Origin of the sequence: Pseudomonas sp. E6002 (assembly GCF_013385565.1) — a bacterium.
Taxonomy (GTDB): Bacteria; Pseudomonadota; Gammaproteobacteria; order Pseudomonadales; family Pseudomonadaceae; genus Aquipseudomonas.
Genome location: NZ_JACAPT010000023.1, coordinates 187,863 through 210,433, shown reverse-complemented (window position 1 = coordinate 210,433; position 22,571 = coordinate 187,863). Strand labels below are relative to the sequence as shown.

Below are 22,571 nucleotides of genomic sequence, written 5' to 3'. Positions count from 1 at the left end.
TTTAAGCCTTAAACACGTCCATAGGTATCGTCAAATCGAACAATATCATCCTCACCCAAGTACGTTCCCGACTGCACCTCTATGATCTCAAGAGGAATGGTGCCAGGATTGGAAAGGCGATGAACATGGCCAATAGGGATATAAGTACTCTGGTTTTCGTTCAACTGAAAAACACGATCTTCACAGGTGACTTCAGCGGTGCCAGACACGACAATCCAATGCTCCGCCCGATGGTAATGCTTCTGCAAACTCAAGGTTGCTTTCGGCTTCACCAATATCCGCTTCACCTGAAAGCGCGAGCCCGAATCTATGCTGTCGTACCAGCCCCATGGGCGATGAACACGACGATGAAGCTTTGATTCTGGCCTGGCCTTGATATTCAACGCTTCGACAATAGCCTTCACACCCTGGCTACGATCTTTATCCGCAACCAATACGGCATCAGGCGTTTCGACGATAACAATATTTTCAAGCCCCACGGCCGTTACCAAACGGTGAGAGGCGTAAACCAATGTATTGGAGCTGGAGTCTATTATTACGTCGCCATGGGTAGCGTTTTGTTTTTCGTCCTTTTCACTCGAACGCCAAACAGCATCCCATGCTCCCAGGTCAGACCAACCGGCATCCATTGTGAGCATTTTCAACGTCAGGCCAGCTGAAGGCGTTTTCGCGCAATGCTCGATCACGGCATAGTCAATCGACTCAGGCGGTATCAGGGAAAACGCGTCAAGTTGTGGTCGAATAAACCCATTATCTTCAACTCGGCCCTTCCACGCGGCCTCAGTGGCATCGAAGATGTCACTTCTGAACGCGCCCAGTGCTTTCAACCAGACTGACGCGCGCAGCACAAAAATACCGCTATTCCAGAAATAGCTTCCATCTTCCAGGTATTTTTCTGCGGTTGTCCGCTCAGGCTTTTCAACAAACGCATCCACCCTCTTGACGGTAGAGGGATCTGCCGAGTGGATATAACCATAACCCGTCTCAGGGCGATCAGGCGTAATCCCCAAGATCACAATGCTGCCGTCTTTCGCAACATCGACCGCTTTACTGACCGTGTCAGTAAAAGCTTGAATATCGAGAATCATCTGGTCGGCCGGGACAACGACCAGAACCGGGTCAATCTCCTCTCCCACCTCATCGCGCGCATAAAGCGCCGCCAACGTAAGCGCAGGGGCCGTATTGCGTCCTACCGGTTCAAGAATGACAACAGCTTTAGAAACGTTCATTTCCCGGATCTGGTCGAGACACAGGAAACGATGCTCATCGTTGGCAACGATGCATGGAGCCAATAAATCCGAGCCTTGACCGTCAATCTTCAACAGTCGAGCAATCGCCTGCTGAAACAACGTCTCCCGCCCCGAAATTGCCAGAAACTGCTTCGGGTAAAGAGTTCTGCTAAGCGGCCAGAGTCTCGTTCCCGAGCCTCCAGACATAATAACCGGAAGAATTTTCATACAAGCCAGATTCNNNCGAGAAGTGAAGAAGAAACACTTTTGAATGGCTTGTGATCCACCAGTAACAACAAGACATCCGCGCGCTCAAACGCTTCTTCTATTGTGCACAACTCAGCGTTCGGCAACGTCGCAGGCAGAGAATCAATATTAGGTTCTACGACAATAACCTTCCCGGCGTGCCGGCTTGAGATATTTTTCGTAATTTCCAGAGATGGACTTTCCCGCAGGTCATCAATATCAGGTTTGAATGCCAGGCCGAAGCACGCGATAACAATGTCTTTTTCCGACTTCCCGGGGTGACTCGACAGATGATCGGCCACAGCAGCATCAACTTTCTCCATAACCCACGACGGTTTTGAGTCATTGACTTCGCGTGCAGTTTGGATCAGTTTCGCCTGGCCTTCAGCCTGACTCACGATGAACCAAGGGTCGACGGCGATGCAATGCCCACCCACGCCAGGTCCTGGTTGGAGGATATTGACGCGAGGGTGCCGGTTGGCGAGCTTGATAAGCTCCCACACATCGACATCAAACTTATCGCATATCATCGACAATTCGTTCGCGAAGGCAATATTCACATCGCGAAAGCTGTTCTCGGTCAACTTGCACATTTCTGCTGTTCGGGCGTTGGTGATAATGCACTCGCCCTCCACAAACAATTTATACAGACGTGTGGCGGCTTCTGAGCACTTGGGTGTCATCCCGCCGATGACGCGATCATTCTGTACCAACTCGCGCAACACGTGACCGGGAAGCACGCGCTCAGGGCAGTGAGCCACGCGAATGTCCGACGCCTCGCCATGGGTCTGCGGGAACGTCAGGTCAGGGCGTGCTTCAGCCAGCCATGCCGACATCTTTTCAGTCGCACCCACGGGAGAAGTGGACTCGAGGATGACCAGATCACCCTTTTTCAATACTGGTGCAATGGATTTGCTTGCGGACTCAATGTAAGAAAGGTCCGGAGCATGACCGTCCTTGAAAGGAGTGGGCACCGCAATCAAGAAGGCGTCCGCCGGCTCAGGTCGTGTACTGGCGCGCAGATACCCCTCGGTCACGGCCGCGTGCACGACTATGTCCAAATCAGGCTCAACGATATGAATCTGTCCGCCGTTGATCGTATCGACGGCCTTTTGATTAACGTCGACACCAATGACCTTTAACTTTCGCGCAGCAAAAACGGCTGCGGTTGGCAAACCGATATAGCCCAAACCAATTACAGAAATAGTGGAAAAATCCATGACCAAACCTTAATTTTTGAAAGTGGCTAGAGCATTAACAATACGCATGCAGGCGTGACCGTCACCATAAGGATTATGAGCAACGCTCATCTCCTCGTAAGCCTTTTGATCGAGTAAAAGCTCACGCAAGTGGTGAACTATCTTGTCCTTCTCTGTACCGACCAATCTGACGGTACCCGCCTCAATCGCCTCAGGCCGCTCGGTAGTGTCCCGCATGACCAGCACGGGCTTGCCCAAAGAAGGTGCCTCTTCCTGCACACCACCGGAGTCCGTCAGAATCAAGTACGACCGATTCATCAAATAGACAAAAGGTAGATAATCCAATGGTTCGATGAGGTGAATATTTTTTATACCAGCCAACAAACGGTTGACCGGTTCACGGACATTTGGATTCAAATGAACGGGGTACACGATCTCCACATCATCAAACTCATGGGCAATCGAAGCCAACGAACTGCAGATCCTTTCGAATCCATCGCCGAAGCTTTCACGCCGATGCCCTGTCACAAGGATGACGCGGCGTTGAGCAGGTAAAAATGCGAACTGCTCGGAGAACTTCTGTTTTAACTGGTCATTGGTCTCGAGCTTCTGTACGACCTCAAGCAGAGCGTCGATTACAGTATTCCCAGTCACATGAATCGCGTCAGGTGACACCCCTTCACGCAGCAAATTCTGTTGCGATCGTTCAGTAGGAGCGAAGTGAAGAAGCGCGAGTGCTCCCGTCAACTTTCGATTGGCCTCTTCCGGCCAGGGAGAATATAAATTTCCGGTGCGAAGCCCAGCTTCGATATGAGCCACAGGAATTTGCTGATAGTACGCCGCCAATGTAGTTGCAAAGGTCGTAGCGGTATCACCATGCACCAAGACGATATCCGGCCGATAAGTCCGGAAGACCTCTTTCATTCCCTGAAGAATACCAGTTGTCACGTCGGTAAGGTCTTGACCCGACTTCATGATATTAAGATCAAAGTCAGGTTCAAGTTTAAATAACTCTAACACTTGATCCAGCATTTCACGGTGTTGACCCGTGACGCAGATTTTGGCCTCAAAACGCTCATCTGCATTCAACGCTAAAGCTAATGGAGCCATTTTTATAGCTTCCGGTCGCGTACCGAAAACACTCAAGATCTTTAAAGTCATTAGATTACCAACGATTCCATATCATTATTTAGTCAGAGAATCAGTCTGGAAACCAGCAACGCTGCCATGCCCCTGCCTGACCTACCGATTACGCGCAAGCGAGTTTTCGCCGCTCCAACTGCAACCGCCTCTGCTTTGCAGCGCAGCATATCATCAACAAGCGTGCCAACATAACGCCTGGCTGGCTCAACCACACGCCCCATGAGACCCCATCATCCCCCCCTCAGTTCAGGACAGGACAAGGTTTTACCGCAACATTTGCGGTGAGCCGCTTCACCGCAATGGTGCGTCGCAACCTCTCATTGAAATTGGGCTTTTGGTTATTGCCCCACAGGAACCCGACCTATCCGAGATCGCAATTGGGCCCACGCTCGACTGTGCCATGCAGCTCGCTGCTAATCGCCGGCGCACCCTGCACGACCGACCTGGCCGAACGGTACGCCCTTATCAAATTCCGAACCAATACTAGCCATAAGCCATTAACCTGGAGACCGCACATAAAAATCCACATCAAACCGTATTAGGCGGTGCACCATCAACTATTAAACCAACAATACAAACCTGTGCAGGACGCTTGACGCCCGCACAAGTAAACAAAGATCAAATGCCGAAACGCCATGAAGACTCGACGCAAAGTCTTAGTAACTTTTGATAGCCGAGAAACCACCCAGGAATGCCCCTCGGCGGTTCACAGTTGCGCAAGCACGTAATGCAGGTTCCGTATGAAAGCAAGAATACGGCCCCGAGGGGAAAACGCGTGAAGCCAAAAGCTTCACGGCCTTGGAGTTATTTTCGGTTTAACTTATTGCCAGGCTCTTGTTGCCGATCCAACTGAGCGACCGAATGGAGAAGTGAGCCTGCCGGCTCGTGCCCATCGCGCTCTGCATTGTCGCGAGCAGCACGTAACGCCTGCCTGACCAACGCAATACCAATCGCGACAATCGCCCCCAGGAGCAGGCCAAGAAAAATGATCAATGGACGATTCGGGCTCGACGGAACCAACGGCTCAAGGGCCTGCTGGTCAATACTCACCAGCCGCAGCTTCGCCAGGTCGATATTCAGGCTACTCAAACGGAAAATCTCTGTTCTCAACGGTTGAACGCCCGCAAGAAAGATATCTTCATTTTTTCGAGCATCCAGGACCTCAATCTCTCGGTTGGATGCGAGCAACTGAAGCTCCCTGGCGATTTGAGCGATGCGCGACTCGGTAAAATCATCCGACTTGCGTGACTGCAATGCAGCAAGCTCAGCCTTAAGCGCATCTACCCCCATAAAATAAAGTGGGATCTGCTGGTTGTTCACCTCAGTACGCATCACGCTACCAGCGTTCGTCACGGCCGATTCACCAAGTGAAGAAGGCGTAGCCGGCTTTTGAATGCCCAGGGAACGGGCAATCCCTATAGCCTCATTCAGCTGAGCAATACGGTCGCTACGCAAGGTTTTCAACTGCGAACGCAGCGCCTTCAATTCATCCTGCAATTGCGCGCGTTTCAACGAGTCAGCTTCTCGCAATGACGCTATTTTGGCTTCTTTTTCAATATCGTAGTTTGAACGAGCCGAATCGAGCTTGCCTTTAAGCTCCCTCAAACGGTTTTTAACGATCACATTCAAATCAGCCGTGACGCGTTCGCGCTCACTTTCGATAGCGTAGTCGACAAAGCCATTAAGAATAGAGACGCCGTCGACGCCTTTCGGATACATCATCTCGAGCTTGATGTAGGAACTCAGCGAATTTTTCTTATCTGCATCAGGAAGAATCAAACGAATAGAGTCATGATTGAACTCCTGAAAACTCTGCTCCAGAGTCTGCCCAGGACGAACAAATTTCTCGAAAAGCTTCTGGTTTTTCTTGAAATAGCTCAGGCGCGTATCATAAGAGTCGAGCGCTGCGCCCACTTTGAGGAGCGCGTCAGCCGGAGGAAGCTGATATATCTCTGATCGATTTAGCGCATCCAAATCATTAATCGCCGCAGGCCGCAAAACCGTGCTGACCTTATATACAGGGGCAGCTAAAAATGCGTAGGACGCCGCAATCAATCCCGCCCCGAGAGTGACGAAAAGCAGAAGTTTTTTTTGTTGCCAGACAGACGCGAAAAGTCGCACAAAATCAATTTCGTCGGACGATCGAACCGGGGGAGCACGGAAGCTACTACTCACAACAAAAACCTGCCTTCAAAGAGAAACTGCGGGCTCGTTATGCAGACAAGATTGTGTATTTTTATTTTAGTTATATGGCCGAAAAAACCCAGCGTCGCTGCCGGACTTTAGCGCACAAAATGCCTGTTATCGAGAACAGATTCCATTTTGCCATCTCACTGACATATTACAAGTCTTGACATATCTGTAGGAGTCTTCCTACACAGATAGGGGCAACCCTTATATAGGCCGTCCGAGAAGGACAGAAAAGCAAATTTCGTAGCCGCGAGACAATAGTCAGTGGTACTGCCGGACTTACCACATGCCGTTCACTCGACGTAACTGATGCGCACCGCACCAGAAAAATCCGACGAACGGCTCGCGAGTGACACAATAACCATGGAAGCTCTACCCACGCCTTGCGGGCATGGACTTTTGACGTCGGCCCCACCCAACGATGACACTAAACAGCGGTCCCAGCAGCATTCCAATTATCAAGGCCACGACCACAAACACCGACACCGGCATCTGCCCGGTCACCCAGCCCAGGAATGAAAGAGACGCGCCCTGCTGGTTTTCCAGCACGAACCCCAACACTGCCAGCACGACAATTAGCATAGCCAGCACCAGAACAACGCGCTTAACCCCACGCATAACCTTCTCCTACCCCAAAAACACTCAGACGCTTTCTTCTTCGTCTTCGTTCACCCGATCGCGCAATTCCTTGCCCGGCTTGAAATGAGGCACGAACTTGCCGTCAAGGCTGACGGACTGCCCGGTTTTTGGGTTGCGACCCACACGAGGCGCACGATAGTGCAGCGAGAAGCTACCAAACCCACGAATTTCAATCCGATCGCCGGTAGCCAGACATTGGGACATCTGCTCAAGCATGGTCTTGATGGCCAGCTCCACATCCTTGGATGAGAGCAGCCCTTGATGGGTGACAATTCGTTCGATCAACTCCGACTTCGTCATATTTTTCCCTTCTTTTTCAAGCAGCTAGGAAAAGCGCTTCGAAGGTTTTAGCATGACCGGAGGAATTTGAACAGCCCAAGTATTGACTTATATTCAAAGAGTTGGGGCGTAACTCGATGAGAGTTGGCATTGCGCCGCACGGCCGCTAGCCGCCGCTCAGCCTCACTGAAGCCACTCCACGGCGATCACTGCCAGATAGAGCCTGCAGGAGCCGATGCGCTGCCAGCGCGACCACAGCGTTCCACCTGCAGAACACCAAGGCGACGTTGCGCACAACACCAAATCCCAGGCACAAAAAAGGGCGACCGAAGTCGCCCTTTTTCTATGGTCTGACAGAACTTAGTTCTGCTTTTCCATTTGTGCACGCAGCAGGTCGCCCAGAGTGGTAGGACCAGCAGAAGGCTCAGAGGTAGCTGGCTTGTCGCGCAGGCTCTGGATGGCTTCTTTCTCTTCAGCATCGTCTTTCGACTTGATGGAGAGCTGGATTACGCGGCTCTTGCGGTCAACGCTGATGATCTTGGCTTCTACTTCTTCGCCTTCTTTCAGAACGTTGCGCGCGTCTTCAACGCGGTCACGGCTGATTTCGGAGGCTTTCAGAGTCGCTTCGATATCGTCGGCCAGAGTGATGATGGCGCCTTTAGCGTCAACTTCCTTCACGATGCCTTTAACGATTGCGCCTTTGTCGTTCTCTTGAACGTACTCGGAGAACGGATCGCTTTCCAGTTGCTTGATACCCAGGGAGATGCGCTCGCGCTCTGGGTCAACCGACAGGATAACGGTGTCCAGCTCGTCGCCCTTCTTGAAACGACGAACAGCTTCTTCGCCAACTTCGTTCCAGGAGATGTCGGACAGGTGAACCAGACCGTCGATGCCGCCGTCCAGACCAATGAAGATACCGAAATCGGTGATCGACTTGATGGTGCCGGAGATTTTATCGCCCTTGTTGAACTGGCCAGAGAAATCTTCCCATGGGTTAGATTTGCACTGCTTGATGCCGAGGGAGATACGACGACGCTCTTCGTCGATGTCCAGAACCATAACTTCCACTTCGTCGCCGACTTGTACGACTTTCGAAGGGTGGATGTTCTTGTTGGTCCAGTCCATTTCGGAAACGTGTACCAGGCCTTCCACGCCTTCTTCCAGCTCTGCGAAGCAGCCGTAGTCGGTCAGGTTGGTAACACGCGCGGTGACGCGAGTACTTTCTGGGTAACGAGCCTTGATAGCGACCCATGGATCTTCGCCCAGCTGCTTCAAGCCCAGGGAAACACGGTTGCGCTCACGATCGTACTTCAGAACCTTGACATCGATCTCGTCGCCAACGTTGACGATTTCCGATGGATGCTTGATACGCTTCCAAGCCATGTCGGTAATGTGCAGCAGGCCATCGACGCCACCCAGATCGACGAATGCGCCGTAATCGGTGAGGTTTTTGACGATACCTTTGACTTGTTGGCCTTCCTGCAGGGATTCCAGCAGAGCTTCACGCTCGGCGGAGTTCTCTGCTTCCAGGACGCTGCGACGGGAAACGACAACGTTGTTGCGCTTCTGGTCGAGCTTGATGACCTTGAATTCGAGTTCCTTGCCTTCCAGGTGCGTGGTGTCGCGCACAGGACGAACGTCGACCAAAGAACCTGGCAGGAACGCACGGATGCCGTTAACGTCGACAGTGAAGCCGCCTTTAACCTTACCGTTGATAACGCCCTTGACCACTTCTTCAGCTGCGAAGGCTGCTTCGAGAACAATCCAGCATTCAGCGCGCTTGGCTTTTTCACGGGACAGCTTGGTTTCACCGAAACCGTCTTCAACCGAGTCCAGAGCAACGTGAACTTCGTCACCGACATTGATAGTCAGGTCACCAGCATCGTTGTAGAACTGTTCCAGCGGGATCAGAGCTTCAGACTTCAGACCAGCGTGAACGGTTACCCAGCGAGCTTGGTAATCGATATCAACGATAACACCGGTGATGATGGAGCCTGCCTGAAGGTTCAGGGTTTTTAGGCTTTCTTCAAAGAGTTCCGCAAAGCTTTCGCTCATTTTAATTCCTGTTGATAAGGGCGAAGAATACGCCCATCTCCACACCCCAGACGGTGTGGGTCAGTTTCAATTAAAAGAAGCACCACAGGACTATGACTGGTCCCCTGCGGCCTTCTTGGTCACCCGGCGATATCGCGAATGGCGATTTCACTCAAGATGCGTTCCAGCACCTGCTCGATGGACAACTCCGTGGAATCCAGCTGTATGGCGTCAGCCGCCGGCTTGAGCGGGGCTACCGCACGCTGGGTATCACGCTCATCGCGTGCACGGATCTCATCTAGCAGACTCGACAGACTAACACCATCGACTTTGCCCTTCAACTGCAAGTAACGGCGACGGGCCCGCTCCTCGGCGCTGGCCGTGAGGAAAATCTTCAGCGGCGCCTCGGGGAAGACCACCGTGCCCATGTCGCGGCCATCGGCCACCAGACCCGGCGGTTCCTGGAAAGCCCGCTGGCGCTGCAGCAAAGCATCGCGCACCGCCGGCAATGCGGCGACCTGGGAAGCCCAGGAGCCAACCTGCTCGTTGCGCAGGTCGTCGGTCACATCGTCCCCTTCCAGGATGATGCGCTGGGGATGACCTTCGGTCGCCCCGACGAACTGCACGTCAAGATGCGCAGCCAGCAGCTTCAGCGATTCTTCGTTGGTCAGGTCGACGCCATGGTTGCGGGCGGCAAAGGCCAGCAAGCGGTACAGCGCCCCGGAATCCAGCAGGCACCAGCCCAGGCGCTTGGCCAGGATGCCGGCGATCGTGCCCTTGCCCGAGCCACTTGGCCCGTCGATGGTAATCACCGGTGCTTTGATATTCACAATTGAGCCTCTTGGGCAACACGGATGCCGACTTGGGCACACAGTGTAAGAAAATTCGGAAAAGACGTAGCCACGTTGGCGCAGTCATGGATACGAATCGGCGCAGCCGCTCGCAGGGAAGCCACGCTGAAGGCCATGGCAATCCGGTGATCGCCATGGGCGTGGACTTCACCACCGCCGATCACGCCACCATCGATAATAATCCCATCAGGTGTCGGTTCACACTTCACGCCCAGCGCAAGCAGACCGTCGGCCATGACCTGGATCCGGTCGGACTCCTTGACCCGCAGCTCCTCTGCCCCACGCAATACCGTCCGGCCTTCGGCGCACGCCGCAGCCACGAACAACACCGGGAACTCATCGATAGCCAGCGGGACCAGGGCTTCAGGAATCTCGATCCCCTTCAACGGCGCCGCACGAACACGCAAATCAGCGACCGGCTCACCACCCACTTCCCGTTCGTTTTCCAAGGTGATGTCCGCGCCCATCAGTCGCAGGATATCGATCACGCCGGTACGGGTCGGATTGATACCCACATGCTCAAGCAACAGCTCGGAGCCTTCGGCGATTGAAGCCGCCACCAGAAAGAACGCCGAGGAGGAAATATCCCCCGGGACCTCAATATGCGTCGCGGTCAGTGAGTGACCTGACTCAACCGATGCCGTAGCGCCCGCCACGTCCACCGGATACCCAAAACCGCGCAACATCCGCTCGGTATGGTCGCGGGTCGGCGCCGGTTCGGTAATCGAGGTTTTACCCTCGGCATACAACCCGGCTAACAACAGGCAGGACTTGACCTGAGCGCTGGCCATCGGTAATGCGTAGGTCAGCCCCTTAAGTGCCTGGCCACCGCGAATGGTCAGCGGCGGACGCCCTTCCGGCCCGGTCTCGATCACCGCACCCATTGCGCGCAATGGCTTGGCCACGCGATTCATCGGGCGCTTGGACAGCGAGGCGTCCCCCGTCAACACACTGTCGAAGCGCTGGGCCGCCAGCAAACCGGACAACAACCGCATGGAGGTGCCGGAGTTACCCAGATAGATCGGACCTGGCGCCGGCTTCAAGCCATGCAGGCCAACCCCGTGGATGGTGACGCGCCCATGGTGCGGGCCTTCAATCACCACGCCCATGTCGCGGAACGCCTGCAAGGTCGCCAGGGCGTCCTCACCCTCCAGAAAACCTTCGACTTCAGTGACACCGTCCGCCAGAGAACCGAGCATGATCGAGCGATGGGAAATCGATTTATCCCCAGGCACGCGGATCTGCCCGCTCAAGCGGCCACCGGGACTGGCGAGAAACACCAGGTCATCCGCGTTTACTGCAGCATCCATATAGGCCCGACGCGCCAGAATCTTGCTGAAATGCTCCCGTGCCACCCGCGCACGGGTGAACACGCCCAACAACTGGTGCCCGTCGCCAGCATCGACCGCGTCGCGCAAGGCGTCGAGGTCGCTGCGGAACGTGTCCAGGGTGCGCAACACCGCATCGCGGTTGGCAAGGAAGATGTCGTGCCACATCACCGGATCACTACCGGCGATCCGGGTAAAGTCGCGGAAACCACCGGCGGCGTAGCGGAAAATCTCGAGGTTCTCGTTGCGCTTGGCCAGCGAATCCACCAGGCCAAATGCGAGCAAATGCGGCAGATGGCTGGTCGCTGCCAGCACTTCATCGTGGCGCTCGACCTGCATATGCTCGACATCCGCCCCCAGCTCGCGCCAGAGCCGATCCACCACGGCCAGTGCCGCAGGATCGGTTTCATCCAGCGGTGTCAGAATCACTTTATGGCGACGGAACAGCTGCGCATTGGACGCCTCCACCCCGCTCTGCTCGGACCCGGCAATCGGATGCCCAGGCACAAACCGCGCAGGCATGCCACCAAAGGCCAGCCGCGCCGCACGCACCACATTGCCCTTGGCACTGCCGACATCGGTCAGGATTGCCTGGCCCAGATCCATGCCGGCCAACAGCGCCAGCAACTTCTCCATGGCCAGGATCGGCACCGCCAGCTGAATGACATCCGCGCCCTGGCAGGCTACAGCGAGATCAGCCTCGCAACGGTCCACCACACCCAACTCCACCGCCAACTTGCGCGATTGCGGGTCCAGGTCCACACCGACCACTTCGCCACACAGGCCGCTTTCCCGCAGGCCCTTCGCAAAGGAGCCGCCGATCAATCCCAGACCGACCACCACCAGGCGACCGATCATAGGTACAGCAGGTTGCAATGCAGTGACATCAACCACGAGCCAGAACCTTGGCCAGCGCTTCGAGGAAGCGGCTGTTTTCAGCAGGCAGACCGATGGTGATGCGCAGGTGGTTCGGCATGCCGTAATTGGCCACCGGACGCACGATCACACCCTCGCGCAGCAAGCCCTGGAACACAGGAGCCGCCACTTGGCCGAGGTCGACGCAGATGAAGTTGCCCTTGGACGGAATCCAGCCCAGGCCCAGCTCACGGAAGCCTTCCTGCAATTGCAGCATGCCGCTTTCGTTGAGGCGACGGCCTTCTTCCAGGTACTCGGTGTCCTGCACCGCAGCGCAAGCCGCCGCCAGCGCGAGGCTGTTGACGTTGAATGGCTGGCGCACACGGTTCAACACATCGGCCACCACCGCAGTGGACAAGCCGTAACCGACCCGCAGCGACGCCAGGCCATAAGCCTTGGAGAACGTGCGCGAGACCAGCAGGTTCGGATAAGCCGCGAGGAAATCCAGGCCGTCCGGCAGGTCACTGCCTTCGGCGTACTCGATGTACGCCTCGTCCAGCACCACCAGTACATGCTCCGGCACGTCCTTCAGGAAGTTATCCAGCACCTCGGCGCTGAACCAGGTGCCGGTCGGGTTGTTCGGGTTGGCGATAAACACAACACGAGTATTGTCATCGATGGCCGCCAGCATGGCTGGCAGGTCATGACCCCAGTCTTTCGCAGGAATCACACGCGCCTCGGCGCCAACGGCCTGAGTGACGATCGGATAGACCGCAAACGCGTGCTCGCTGAACACCGCGTTCAGGCCCGGCGCCAGATAGGCGCGGCCGACCAGCTCCAGAATATCGTTGGAGCCGTTACCCAGGGTCACCTGGTTGATATCAACGCGGCAGTTTTTCGCCAGCAGGGACTTGAGCTCAAAGCCGTTACCGTCGGGATAACGGGTCAGTTCGGCCAGCGCCTCACGAATCGCAGCCAATACCTTGGGGCTTGGGCCCATCGGGTTTTCGTTACTGGCCAGCTTTACGATCTTCGACGGATCAAGGTTCAACTCACGCGCCAGCTCGTCCACAGGCTTGCCCGGAACGTAAGGCGACAGTTGTTGCACGCCCGGCTGCGCCAGGGCGAGGAAGTTGCCACTCATGTTAAAGCCTCACAAAACCGCTTTCGGGTAGGAGCCCAGCACCTTGAGTGCCACGGCTTCCTGACTGATTTTCTCGAGCACACCCTTGACCAGTGGGTCGCGGTGATGGCCGACGAAGTCGATAAAGAACACATAAGTCCATTTACCGCTGCGCGAAGGACGAGTCTCGATTCGCGTCAGGTCAATCCCGTTATCGTGGAACGGCACCAGCAGCTCATGCAGCGCGCCGGGCTTGTTGCTCATGGAGACGATGATCGATGTCTTGTCGTCGCCGGTCGGCGGCACTTCCTGGCTGCCGATCATCAGGAAGCGCGTGGAGTTATCCGGGCGATCCTCGATTTTCTCGGCCAGGCGCGTCAACCCATACAGGCCGGCAGCCATGTCGCCGGCAATCGCCGCCGAGTTCCACTCACCCTTGACCCGCTTCGCCGCTTCGGCGTTGCTGGACACCGCCACGCGCTCCACATTCGGGTAGTGCGCGTCCAGCCACTTGCGGCACTGGGCCAGGGACTGGGCGTGGGAGTAGATGCGGCTGATGCTGTCGGTCTTGGTGTTTTCGCCCACCAGCAAGTGGTGGTGAATACGCAACTCGACTTCGCCGCAGATCACCATGTCGTGCTCAAGGAAGCTGTCGAGGGTGTGGTTGACGGCACCTTCGGTGGAGTTTTCCACCGGCACCACGCCAAAATTCACCGCCCCGGCGGCCACTTCACGGAACACTTCGTCGATCGCAGCCATCGGCTTGCTGATCACCGCGTGACCGAAGTGCTTCATGGCCGCGGCTTGAGTGAAGGTGCCTTCCGGGCCCAGGTAAGCCACTTTCAGCGGCTGCTCCAGTGCCAGGCACGAAGACATGATTTCACGGAACAACCGCGCCATCTCTTCGTTGCCCAACGGGCCCTTGTTGCGTTCCATCACGCGCTTGAGCACCTGGGCTTCACGCTCCGGACGGTAGAATACCGGCACTTCGCCTTCAGCCAGGGAAGCCATCTTCACCCGTGCAACTTCCTGGGCGCACCGCGCGCGCTCACTGATCAGTTCCAGGACTTTCTCGTCCAGGCTGTCAATGCGTACGCGCAGGGCCTTGAGTTCTTGCTCAGACATTAGCCGTGTTCCTTTTCGAACTCTGCCATGTAAGCCACCAACGCCTTGACGGCGTGGATATCGACAGCGTTATAGATGGAGGCGCGCATGCCACCTACCGAACGGTGGCCCTTGAGGTTCAACAGGCCGCGCTCGTCGGCGCCGGCGAGGAAAGGCTTGTCCAGGCGGTCATCCGCCAGGCGGAACGGCACGTTCATCCACGAACGGTCGGTCAGGTTGATCGGGTTGCTGTACAGGCCGCTGGCGTCGATGAAGTCGTACAGGGTACGTTTCTTCTCTTCGTTGAGCTTGCCCATGGCAGCCACGCCGCCCTGCTCTTTCAGCCATTCGAACACCAGGCCCGACAAGTACCAGGCGAAGGCCGGCGGGGTGTTGTACATCGAGCCGTTATCGGCCGCGACCTTGTAGTTGAGCATGGTCGGGCACAGCGAACGCGCACGACCCAACAGGTCTTCACGGACGATGTTGACCAGGATGCCGCTCGGGCCGATGTTCTTCTGTGCACCGGCGTAGATCATGCCGTACTTGGACACATCGATCGGGCGCGAGAGGATGTCCGAGGACATGTCGCAGACCAGCGGGACATCACCCACTTCTGGCACCCAATCGAACTCCAGGCCGCCGATGGTTTCGTTCGCCACATAGTGAACATAGGCCGCGTCTTTCGACAGCTTCCACTCGTTCTGACCGGGGATGGCGAAGTAGTCGTAGGGCTTGGCCGTGCCTGCCACATTGACGTGACCGTAACGGGAGGCCTCTTCAATGGCCTTCTGCCCCCAGATACCGGTGTCGATATAGTCCGCAGTGCCGTCTTCCGGCAGCAGGTTCAGCGGGATCTGGGCGAACTGCTGGCTCGCACCACCCTGCAGGAACAGCACTTTGTAATCGGACGGGATGTCCAGCAAGTCGCGCATATCCTGCTCGGCCTTGGTGGCAATGGACACGAACTCATCGCTGCGATGGCTCATTTCCATCACGGAGAGGCCTTTTCCATGCCAGTCGAGGAGTTCACCCTGCGCGCGCTGCAGGACTGCTTCAGGAAGCGCCGCGGGACCGGCACAGAAGTTATAGGCTCTCTTGCTCACATCCAATCTCTCTGATCTGGTGGGACTGCAATCAACATCCCGCAACGCGGAACCCTGTAGGAGCTGGCTTGCCAGCGATGCAAACGACTCGGCGCTTCACTTGAATCGAGTTGATGCCATCGCCGGCAAGCCGGCTCCTACAAGAGCGGCGCGGCGTCGTATTTCAAACGGGACAAACAACAAGGGGGCGAATCTTCATCCGCCCCCTGTGTGTCCGCTTATTCCTGCGGTTCTTCTTCGTCTGCGGCAGCGTCGAGTGTTGGCTCGTCGACGCCGTCATCGGCATCGCCGATCACTTGCCCCTCGAGTGCAATCCCCTCTTCACCTTCCAGCTCCTCGCCTTCGACTTCCGATGGCTCCTGGACACGCTCCAGGCCTACCAACGTTTCGTCGCTGGCCAGCTTGATCAAGGTCACGCCCTGGGTGTTACGCCCCAGGCTCGACACTTCATCAACCCGGGTACGTACCAGGGTGCCCTGGTCGGAAATCAGCATGATTTCCTCACCATCCAGCACCTGGACCGCGCCGACCAGGCGGCCGTTGCGATCGTTGCTGACCATGGCGATAACGCCCTGGCCGCCACGCTTGTACTCGGGGAACTCGCTGATGGCCGTACGCTTGCCGTAGCCGCGGGCCGATGCAGTGAGGATCTCGCTGCCTTCTTCCGGGATCAGCATCGAAATCAGCTTCTGCCCTTCCGGCAGGCGCATGCCGCGCACACCGCGGGCGGTACGGCCCATGGCACGAACGTCGGATTCCTTGAAGCGCGTGACCTTGCCGCCGTCGGAGAACAGCATGACTTCACGCTCGCCGTCGGTGATGGCCGCGCTGATCAATACGTCGCCTTCGTCCAGTTCGAGCGCGATCAGGCCCACGCTGCGTTGACGGCTGAAGGATTCCAGCGGGGTCTTCTTCACGGTGCCTTTCGCAGTGGCCATGAAGATGAAGTGACCTTCGGTGTACTCGTCTACCGGCAGCATGGTGGTGATGTATTCATCACTGTCCAGCGGCAGCAGGTTGACCAGCGGACGACCACGGGCAGCGCGGGACGCTTCCGGGATTTCGTAGGTTTTCAGCCAGTACACCTTGCCCTTGCTGGAGAACAGCAGCAGCGTGGTGTGGCTGTTGGCAACCAGCAGGTGAGCGATGTAGTCCTCATCCTTGACGCCGGTAGCCGATTTGCCTTTACCGCCACGACGCTGGGCCTGGTACGCAGCCAGAGGCTGGGTCTTGGCATAGCCACCGTGGGAAATGGTCACGACGCGATCTTCTTCCGGGATCATGTCACCCAGGGTCAGGTCGAGACGGGCGTCGAGAATCTCGGTGCGGCGCACATCGCCGTATTCGGCGCGGATCACTTCCAGTTCTTCGCGGATCACTTCCATCAGGCGCACCGCGCTGTTGAGGATGCGGATCAGCTCGCCGATCTGGTTGAGGATCTCCTGGTACTCGGCCAGCAGTTTCTCGTGTTCCAGGCCGGTCAGACGGTGCAGACGCAGTTCCAGAATGGCCTGGGCCTGTTCCGGGGACAGGAAATACTTGCCGTCGCGCAGGCCGTATTGTGGGTCCAGGGTCTCCGGACGGCACGAATCGGCACCGGCACGTTCCACCATCGCCACTACGGCGCTGGATTCCCACGGCATCTTGATCAGCGCTTCCTTGGCTTCCGACGGCGTCGGCGAAGCCTTGATCAGGGCGATGACCGGGTCGATGTTCGACAGCGCAACAGCCTGGCCTTCCAGGATGTGGCCGCGTTCACGGGCCTTGCGCAGTTCGAATACGGTACGGCGGGTTACCACTTCGCGGCGGTGACGCACGAAGGCTTCCAGCAGATCCTTGAGGTTCAGGATGCGCGGGCGGCCGTCGATCAGCGCTACCACGTTGATACCGAATACGCTTTGCAGCTGGGTCTGGGCGTAGAGGTTGTTGAGGATCACCTCAGGCACTTCGCCACGACGCAGCTCGATCACCACGCGCATACCGTCCTTGTCAGACTCGTCGCGCAGCTCGGTGATGCCTTCCAGCTTCTTCTCTTTAACCAGCTCGGCGATCTTCTCGATCAGACGCGCCTTGTTCAACTGGTAAGGGAGTTCGGTGATGACGATCTGCTGACGGCCACCGACCTTGTCGATGTCTTCGATGATCGAGCGGGCACGCATGTAAATGCGGCCGCGACCGGTACGGTAGGCTTCGATGATGCCGGCGCGACCGTTGATGATCGCGGCGGTCGGGAAGTCCGGACCCGGGATGTACTGCATCAGCTCATCGACGGTCAGCTCGGGGTTGTCGATGAGGGCCAGGCAACCGTCGATGACTTCACCGAGGTTGTGTGGCGGGATGTTGGTGGCCATGCCCACGGCGATACCGCTGGAGCCGTTGACCAACAGGTTGGGAATACGGGTCGGCATGACCGCCGGGATCATTTCGGTGCCGTCGTAGTTCGGCACCCAGTCCACGGTTTCCTTGTGCAGGTCAGCCAGCAGCTCGTGCGCCAGCTTGGTCATGCGCACTTCGGTGTATCGCATGGCCGCAGCGTTGTCGCCGTCGACCGAACCGAAGTTGCCCTGGCCGTCTACCAGCAGGTAGCGCAGGGAAAACGGCTGGGCCATCCGAACGATGGTGTCGTACACCGCAGTGTCGCCGTGAGGGTGATACTTACCGATCACGTCACCGACAACACGGGCAGATTTCTTGTACGGCTTGTTCCAGTCGTTACCCAGCTCGCTCATCGCGAACAGCACACGCCTGTGCACGGGCTTCAAGCCATCGCGCGCATCAGGCAGTGCCCGACCGACAATTACGCTCATCGCGTAGTCGAGGTAGGACTGTTTCAGCTCGTCTTCGATATTGACCGGGAGGATTTCTTTGGCCAGTTCGCCCATGAGAAGCCTGATTCCTTTTTCGGGTGAAACCTCGTCACATCCTATGGGACGAACGAAGCTCGCCGCTGCCGGCATGATGCCTGGCAACGACTTACGACAAATCAACGAGTTATGACACGGATCTGCGCATTAAAGGTTACCCCTTGGGGTGACCCTGGAAACCGCCGGATGTTATCACAATCGCCGCCACGCACCTATCCCCCTGATGCGCATGGAGCATAGTAAGTTGACGGATGACAGGCTTGACGGCGACGAGAGGGCCTTAGAGCTGGATCCAAGGGGATTTTTGCGGGCAAATTGCCTCAATGCAGGCGTTTACGACACATCAGTTGCGCCAACTTCGCCGTGTCGGGGCGTTCGACGATGCCTTTTTCAGTGACGATCACATCAATCAGGTCCGCCGGCGTCACGTCGAACACCGGGTTGAAGGCGTCTACATCAGCGGCTACGCGGGTGCCGCCGACTTCCAGCAGTTCACGGGCGTCGCGCTCTTCAAGCGGCACGTCATCACCGCTGGCCGCCATCAGGTCGATGGTTGAGCTGGGCGCCACCACCATGAAACGCACGCCGTGATGCATGGCGCACACTGCCAACTGATAGGTACCGATCTTGCTGACCACGTCACCGTTGGCCGCAATGCAGTCGGCACCGACGATCACCCAGGTCACGCCCTTGGTCTTGAGAATATGCGCGCCAGCCGAATCGGCAGTCACGGTGACCGGAATGCCTTCATTGGCCAATTCCCAGGCCGTCAGCCGCGAGCCTTGCAGCCAGGGCCGGGTTTCGTTGGCGTAGACGCGCTCCACCATGCCTTCCAGGAACGCCCCGCGAATCACCCCGAGCGCGGTACCGACGCCGCCGGTAGCCAACGCACCCGCATTGCCATGGGTCAGGATCGCCTGGACATTGCCCTGGTGCTTGCGGATCAGCTCTACACCCAGCTGCGCCATGGTCAGGTTGGCTTCACGATCACTTTGGTGAATCGCCACCGCCTCGGCCTCCAGCACCTTCAACGGATCGGCGTGTTTCTTGAGGCGATCGAGGCAATCGCGCATGCGCTTCATGGCCCAGAAAAGATTCGACGCGGTCGGGCGGGTATCCGCCAGCAGCGCGTAGTCCTCTTCCCAGGCGGCCTGCCAGTCATCGCCCTCGGCGATGTGGGCACGAGCGGCCAGCACCAGGCCATACGCCGCACTGATGCCAATGGCCGGCGCACCGCGCACCACCATTGTGCGAATGGCCTCGGCCACCTCGGCAGCACTGGTGCAGGCGACCCAGGTTTCTGCAGACGGCAAAATACGCTGATCGAGCAGGTACAGTGCGCCATCACGCCAGTCGATGGCCTTCACTTTCTCCGCAGCCAACAGTCGATCGCGCATCCCTCACCCCGCACTCATGAACAAAAGCCGCCGATTATAGCGATCCGCCAGCCAGGACGCTCGGGTATACTTCGCCGTTCTTTATAGATGCCTGGGAAACTGCCCTCGATGACACCGACTGCCGCCCCGCTCGACTTATTGCTGCTGCCCACCTGGCTGGTACCTGTCGAGCCTGCCGGCGTAGTGCTCAAGGAGCACGCCCTGGGCATTCGTGACGGGTGCATTGCGTTTATCGGCCCACGCGCCGCGGCCTTGAAGCTCGCAGCGAGCGAAGTGCGTGAACTGCCGGGCATGCTGCTCAGCCCTGGCCTGATCAACGCCCACGGCCACGCGGCCATGACGCTGTTTCGCGGCCTGGCCGACGACCTGCCGCTGATGACCTGGCTGGAAAACCACATCTGGCCCGCCGAGGCCAAGTGGGTCGACGAAGCCTTCGTCCGCGACGGCACTGACCTGGCCATCGCCGAGCAGATCAAGGGCGGCATCACGTGTTTCTCGGACATGTACTTCTTCCCGAAAGTCGCCAGCGAACGCGTGCACAACAGCGGCATGCGTGCGCAAATCGCCATCCCGATCCTGGATTTCCCGATTCCCGGCGCTGCTGACGCCGACGAGGCGATTCGCCAGGGCGTCGAGCTGTTCGGCGACCTCAAGCATCACCCACGGATCAAAATCACCTTCGGCCCGCACGCGCCGTACACCGTCTGCGATGAAAACCTGGAAAAAATCCGGGTGATCGCCGAGGAACTGGACGCCTCGATCCACATGCACGTGCATGAAACCGCCTTCGAAGTGCAGCAGTCCGTTGAACAGCGTGGTGAACGCCCGCTGGCACGGCTTGGCCGCCTGGGTTTGCTGGGGCCGCGCTTCCAGGCCGTTCACATGACCCAAATCAGCGATGACGACCTGACTTTGCTGGTAGAAAGTAACACCAGCGTGATCCATTGCCCGGAATCCAACCTGAAACTGGCCAGCGGCTTCTGCCCGGTGGAACGCCTGTGGCAAGCCGGCGTCAATGTGGCAGTAGGCACCGACGGCGCGGCCAGCAACAATGACCTCGACCTGCTGGGCGAGACCCGCACCGCCGCGCTGCTGGCCAAGGCCGTCGCCGGCTCGGCCACCGCCCTGGATGCCCACCGCGCACTGCGCATGGCCACCCTCAACGGCGCCCGGGCCATGGGCCTGGAAAGTCAAATCGGCTCGCTGGAAGTCGGCAAGGCCGCTGACATCGTGGCCTTCGACCTGTCGGGCCTGGCGCAACAACCGATCTACGATCCGGTCTCACAGCTTATATATGCCACCGGACGCGATTGTGTGAAACACCTTTGGGTCGGCGGCAAGCAATTGCTCGACGACCGGCAACTGACCCGCCTGGATGAACAACAGTTGTGCGCCACGGCCATCGCCTGGGGCCAGCGCATCAGCGGACACAGCGAATAACACCCGCCCTGGCAACGCATGCCAGGGCCGGCAAAACGTTTTATCAGATTTAGAGGATTCCCCATGAGCAACGTCGACCACGCTGAAATCGCCAAATTCGAAGCCCTCGCCCATCGCTGGTGGGACCGCGAAAGCGAGTTCAAACCCCTGCACGACATCAACCCGCTGCGGGTCAACTGGATTGACGAGCGCGTCAACCTGGCCGGCAAGAAGGTACTGGATGTGGGTTGCGGCGGCGGGATCCTCAGTGAATCCATGGCCCAGCGCGGCGCCACCGTGATGGGTATCGACATGGGCGAAGCGCCATTGGCCGTGGCCCAGTTGCACCAACTGGAGTCCGGCGTGAACGTCGAATACCGGCAGATCACCGCCGAAGAGCTGGCCGAAGAGATGCCCGGGCAGTTCGACGTGGTCACTTGCCTGGAAATGCTCGAGCACGTGCCGGACCCGTCCTCGGTGATCCGCGCCTGCTTCCGCATGGTCAAGCCCGGTGGCCAGGTGTTCTTCTCCACCATCAACCGCAATCCGAAGGCGTACCTGTTCGCGATCATCGGTGCCGAATACATCATGAAGCTGCTGCCCCGCGGCACCCATGACTTCAAGAAATTCATCCGCCCTTCCGAGCTGGGCGCCTGGAGCCGTCAGGCCGGGCTGACCGTCAAGGACATCATCGGCTTGACCTACAACCCGCTGACCAAGCACTACAAGCTGGCCAGCGACGTTGACGTCAACTACATGATCCAGACCCTGCGCGAGGAGTAAGCCTGTGAAGTTGCGAGCGGTTCTTTTCGACATGGACGGTACCCTGCTGGACACCGCGCCAGACTTTATCGCCATCTGCCAGGCCATGCGCGCTGACCGCGGCCTGGCACCGATCAACGACCAGCACATCCGCGATGAAATCTCCGGCGGCGCCCGGGCGATGGTCGCCGTGACCTTTTCCATGGACCCCGAGTCCCCGGGCTTTGAAGAGCTGCGCCAGGAATTCCTCGAGCGTTACCTCAAGGGCTGCGCGATCCACAGCAAGCTGTTCGAGGGCATGGAAGAGCTGCTGGTGGATATCGAGAAATCCAGGCTGATCTGGGGCGTGGTCACCAACAAGCCACTGCGCTTTGCCGAACCGATCATGCAGCAGCTAGGCCTGGCCGAGCGCTCCGCGCTGCTGATCTGCCCGGACCACGTGAAGAACAGCAAGCCAGACCCGGAACCGTTGATCCTGGCGTGCAAGATGCTCGACCTGGACCCGGCCAGCGTGCTGTTCGTGGGGGATGACCTGCGGGACATCGAGTCGGGCCGCGACGCCGGCACTCGCACCGCGGCGGTCACCTACGGCTATATCCACCCGGACGACAACCCGCGCAACTGGGGTGCCGATGTGGTGGTGGATCACCCGCTGGAATTGCGCAAAGTGCTGGACAGCGCGCTGTGCAGCTGCTGATCGGGACTGCCTGAGGTTGCTGCAATTTTGTGGAGAGGGAGCTTGCTCCCGTTCGACTGCGCAGCAGTCGCGAAAAGCTGGGGCTGCTTCGCAACCCAACGGGAGC

General features: G+C 57.8%; 17 protein-coding genes. 3 read left to right on the top strand and 14 right to left on the bottom strand.

What is annotated here, in order from left to right; translation table 11 throughout:
- Positions 1 to 8: 8 nt before the first annotated feature.
- The 14 genes from HX815_RS19595 to mtnA form a co-directional block, all read right to left on the bottom strand.
- Positions 9 to 1,457: a mannose-1-phosphate guanylyltransferase/mannose-6-phosphate isomerase gene (locus HX815_RS19595; RefSeq protein ID WP_008437697.1), complete on the bottom strand. Its 1,449-nt coding sequence runs from the start codon at positions 1,455 to 1,457 to the stop codon at positions 9 to 11.
- Positions 1,454 to 2,695: a UDP-N-acetyl-D-mannosamine dehydrogenase gene (gene wecC, locus HX815_RS19590; RefSeq protein ID WP_177028741.1), complete on the bottom strand. Its 1,242-nt coding sequence runs from the start codon at positions 2,693 to 2,695 to the stop codon at positions 1,454 to 1,456. Before wecC ends, HX815_RS19595 begins: the two co-directional genes overlap by 4 nt.
- Before the next feature lie 9 nt (positions 2,696 to 2,704).
- Positions 2,705 to 3,835, bottom strand: coding sequence for a non-hydrolyzing UDP-N-acetylglucosamine 2-epimerase (wecB, locus tag HX815_RS19585; RefSeq protein ID WP_008437695.1), 1,131 nt, complete (start codon positions 3,833 to 3,835; stop codon positions 2,705 to 2,707).
- Positions 3,836 to 4,621: 786 nt separating this feature from the next.
- The gene (locus tag HX815_RS19580; RefSeq protein WP_177019490.1) at positions 4,622 to 5,992 is read right to left on the bottom strand and encodes a Wzz/FepE/Etk N-terminal domain-containing protein; all 1,371 of its coding nucleotides are present in this window, start codon (positions 5,990 to 5,992) and stop codon (positions 4,622 to 4,624) included.
- A 387-nt stretch (positions 5,993 to 6,379) separates the two neighbouring features.
- On the bottom strand, positions 6,380 to 6,625 hold the full coding sequence (locus HX815_RS19575; protein WP_008437692.1) for a lipopolysaccharide assembly protein LapA domain-containing protein: 246 nt from the start codon (positions 6,623 to 6,625) through the stop codon (positions 6,380 to 6,382).
- Positions 6,626 to 6,649: 24 nt separating this feature from the next.
- Positions 6,650 to 6,946 (bottom strand): integration host factor subunit beta, encoded by a 297-nt coding sequence (gene ihfB, locus HX815_RS19570; RefSeq protein ID WP_008437689.1) that lies wholly within the window; start codon positions 6,944 to 6,946, stop codon positions 6,650 to 6,652.
- A 339-nt stretch (positions 6,947 to 7,285) separates the two neighbouring features.
- Positions 7,286 to 8,980, bottom strand: coding sequence for a 30S ribosomal protein S1 (gene rpsA / locus HX815_RS19565; RefSeq protein ID WP_003218806.1), 1,695 nt, complete (start codon positions 8,978 to 8,980; stop codon positions 7,286 to 7,288).
- 119 nt (positions 8,981 to 9,099) lie between these two features.
- Positions 9,100 to 9,789, bottom strand: coding sequence for a (d)CMP kinase (gene cmk, locus HX815_RS19560; protein ID WP_003172653.1), 690 nt, complete (start codon positions 9,787 to 9,789; stop codon positions 9,100 to 9,102).
- Positions 9,786 to 11,996 carry a bifunctional prephenate dehydrogenase/3-phosphoshikimate 1-carboxyvinyltransferase gene (locus tag HX815_RS19555; RefSeq protein WP_256351166.1) on the bottom strand — a complete coding sequence of 737 codons (2,211 nt, stop codon included), beginning with the start codon at positions 11,994 to 11,996 and terminating at the stop codon, positions 9,786 to 9,788. Before HX815_RS19555 ends, cmk begins: the two co-directional genes overlap by 4 nt.
- Positions 11,997 to 12,024: 28 nt before the next feature.
- The gene (hisC, locus tag HX815_RS19550; protein ID WP_177028739.1) at positions 12,025 to 13,137 is read right to left on the bottom strand and encodes a histidinol-phosphate transaminase; all 1,113 of its coding nucleotides are present in this window, start codon (positions 13,135 to 13,137) and stop codon (positions 12,025 to 12,027) included.
- Between the two features lie 9 nt (positions 13,138 to 13,146).
- Entirely contained in the window at positions 13,147 to 14,241 is a 1,095-nt protein-coding gene (gene pheA, locus HX815_RS19545) for a prephenate dehydratase (protein WP_003218812.1), read from the bottom strand.
- Positions 14,241 to 15,326, bottom strand: a complete 1,086-nt coding sequence (gene serC, locus HX815_RS19540; RefSeq protein ID WP_003218814.1) for a 3-phosphoserine/phosphohydroxythreonine transaminase — start codon at positions 15,324 to 15,326, stop codon at positions 14,241 to 14,243. The genes pheA and serC overlap by 1 nt, the downstream gene beginning before the upstream one ends.
- Before the next feature lie 218 nt (positions 15,327 to 15,544).
- Positions 15,545 to 18,208 carry a DNA gyrase subunit A gene (gene gyrA, locus HX815_RS19535; RefSeq protein WP_003218817.1) on the bottom strand — a complete coding sequence of 888 codons (2,664 nt, stop codon included), beginning with the start codon at positions 18,206 to 18,208 and terminating at the stop codon, positions 15,545 to 15,547.
- Between the two features lie 302 nt (positions 18,209 to 18,510).
- Positions 18,511 to 19,587 carry an S-methyl-5-thioribose-1-phosphate isomerase gene (gene mtnA, locus HX815_RS19530; RefSeq protein ID WP_177028738.1) on the bottom strand — a complete coding sequence of 359 codons (1,077 nt, stop codon included), beginning with the start codon at positions 19,585 to 19,587 and terminating at the stop codon, positions 18,511 to 18,513.
- A gap of 108 nt (positions 19,588 to 19,695) precedes the next feature.
- Between mtnA and HX815_RS19525 the strand changes: the two genes are divergently transcribed.
- The 3 genes from HX815_RS19525 to mupP all read left to right on the top strand — a co-directional run bounded on the left by HX815_RS19525 (position 19,696) and on the right by mupP (position 22,465).
- Complete coding sequence (locus HX815_RS19525; RefSeq protein ID WP_003218823.1) at positions 19,696 to 21,027, top strand: TRZ/ATZ family hydrolase; 1,332 nt, start codon at positions 19,696 to 19,698, stop codon at positions 21,025 to 21,027.
- Between the two features lie 63 nt (positions 21,028 to 21,090).
- Positions 21,091 to 21,789 carry a bifunctional 2-polyprenyl-6-hydroxyphenol methylase/3-demethylubiquinol 3-O-methyltransferase UbiG gene (gene ubiG, locus HX815_RS19520; protein WP_003218825.1) on the top strand — a complete coding sequence of 233 codons (699 nt, stop codon included), beginning with the start codon at positions 21,091 to 21,093 and terminating at the stop codon, positions 21,787 to 21,789.
- Between the two features lie 4 nt (positions 21,790 to 21,793).
- Positions 21,794 to 22,465, top strand: coding sequence for an N-acetylmuramic acid 6-phosphate phosphatase MupP (mupP, locus tag HX815_RS19515; RefSeq protein ID WP_003218827.1), 672 nt, complete (start codon positions 21,794 to 21,796; stop codon positions 22,463 to 22,465).
- Positions 22,466 to 22,571: the final 106 nt, after the last annotated feature.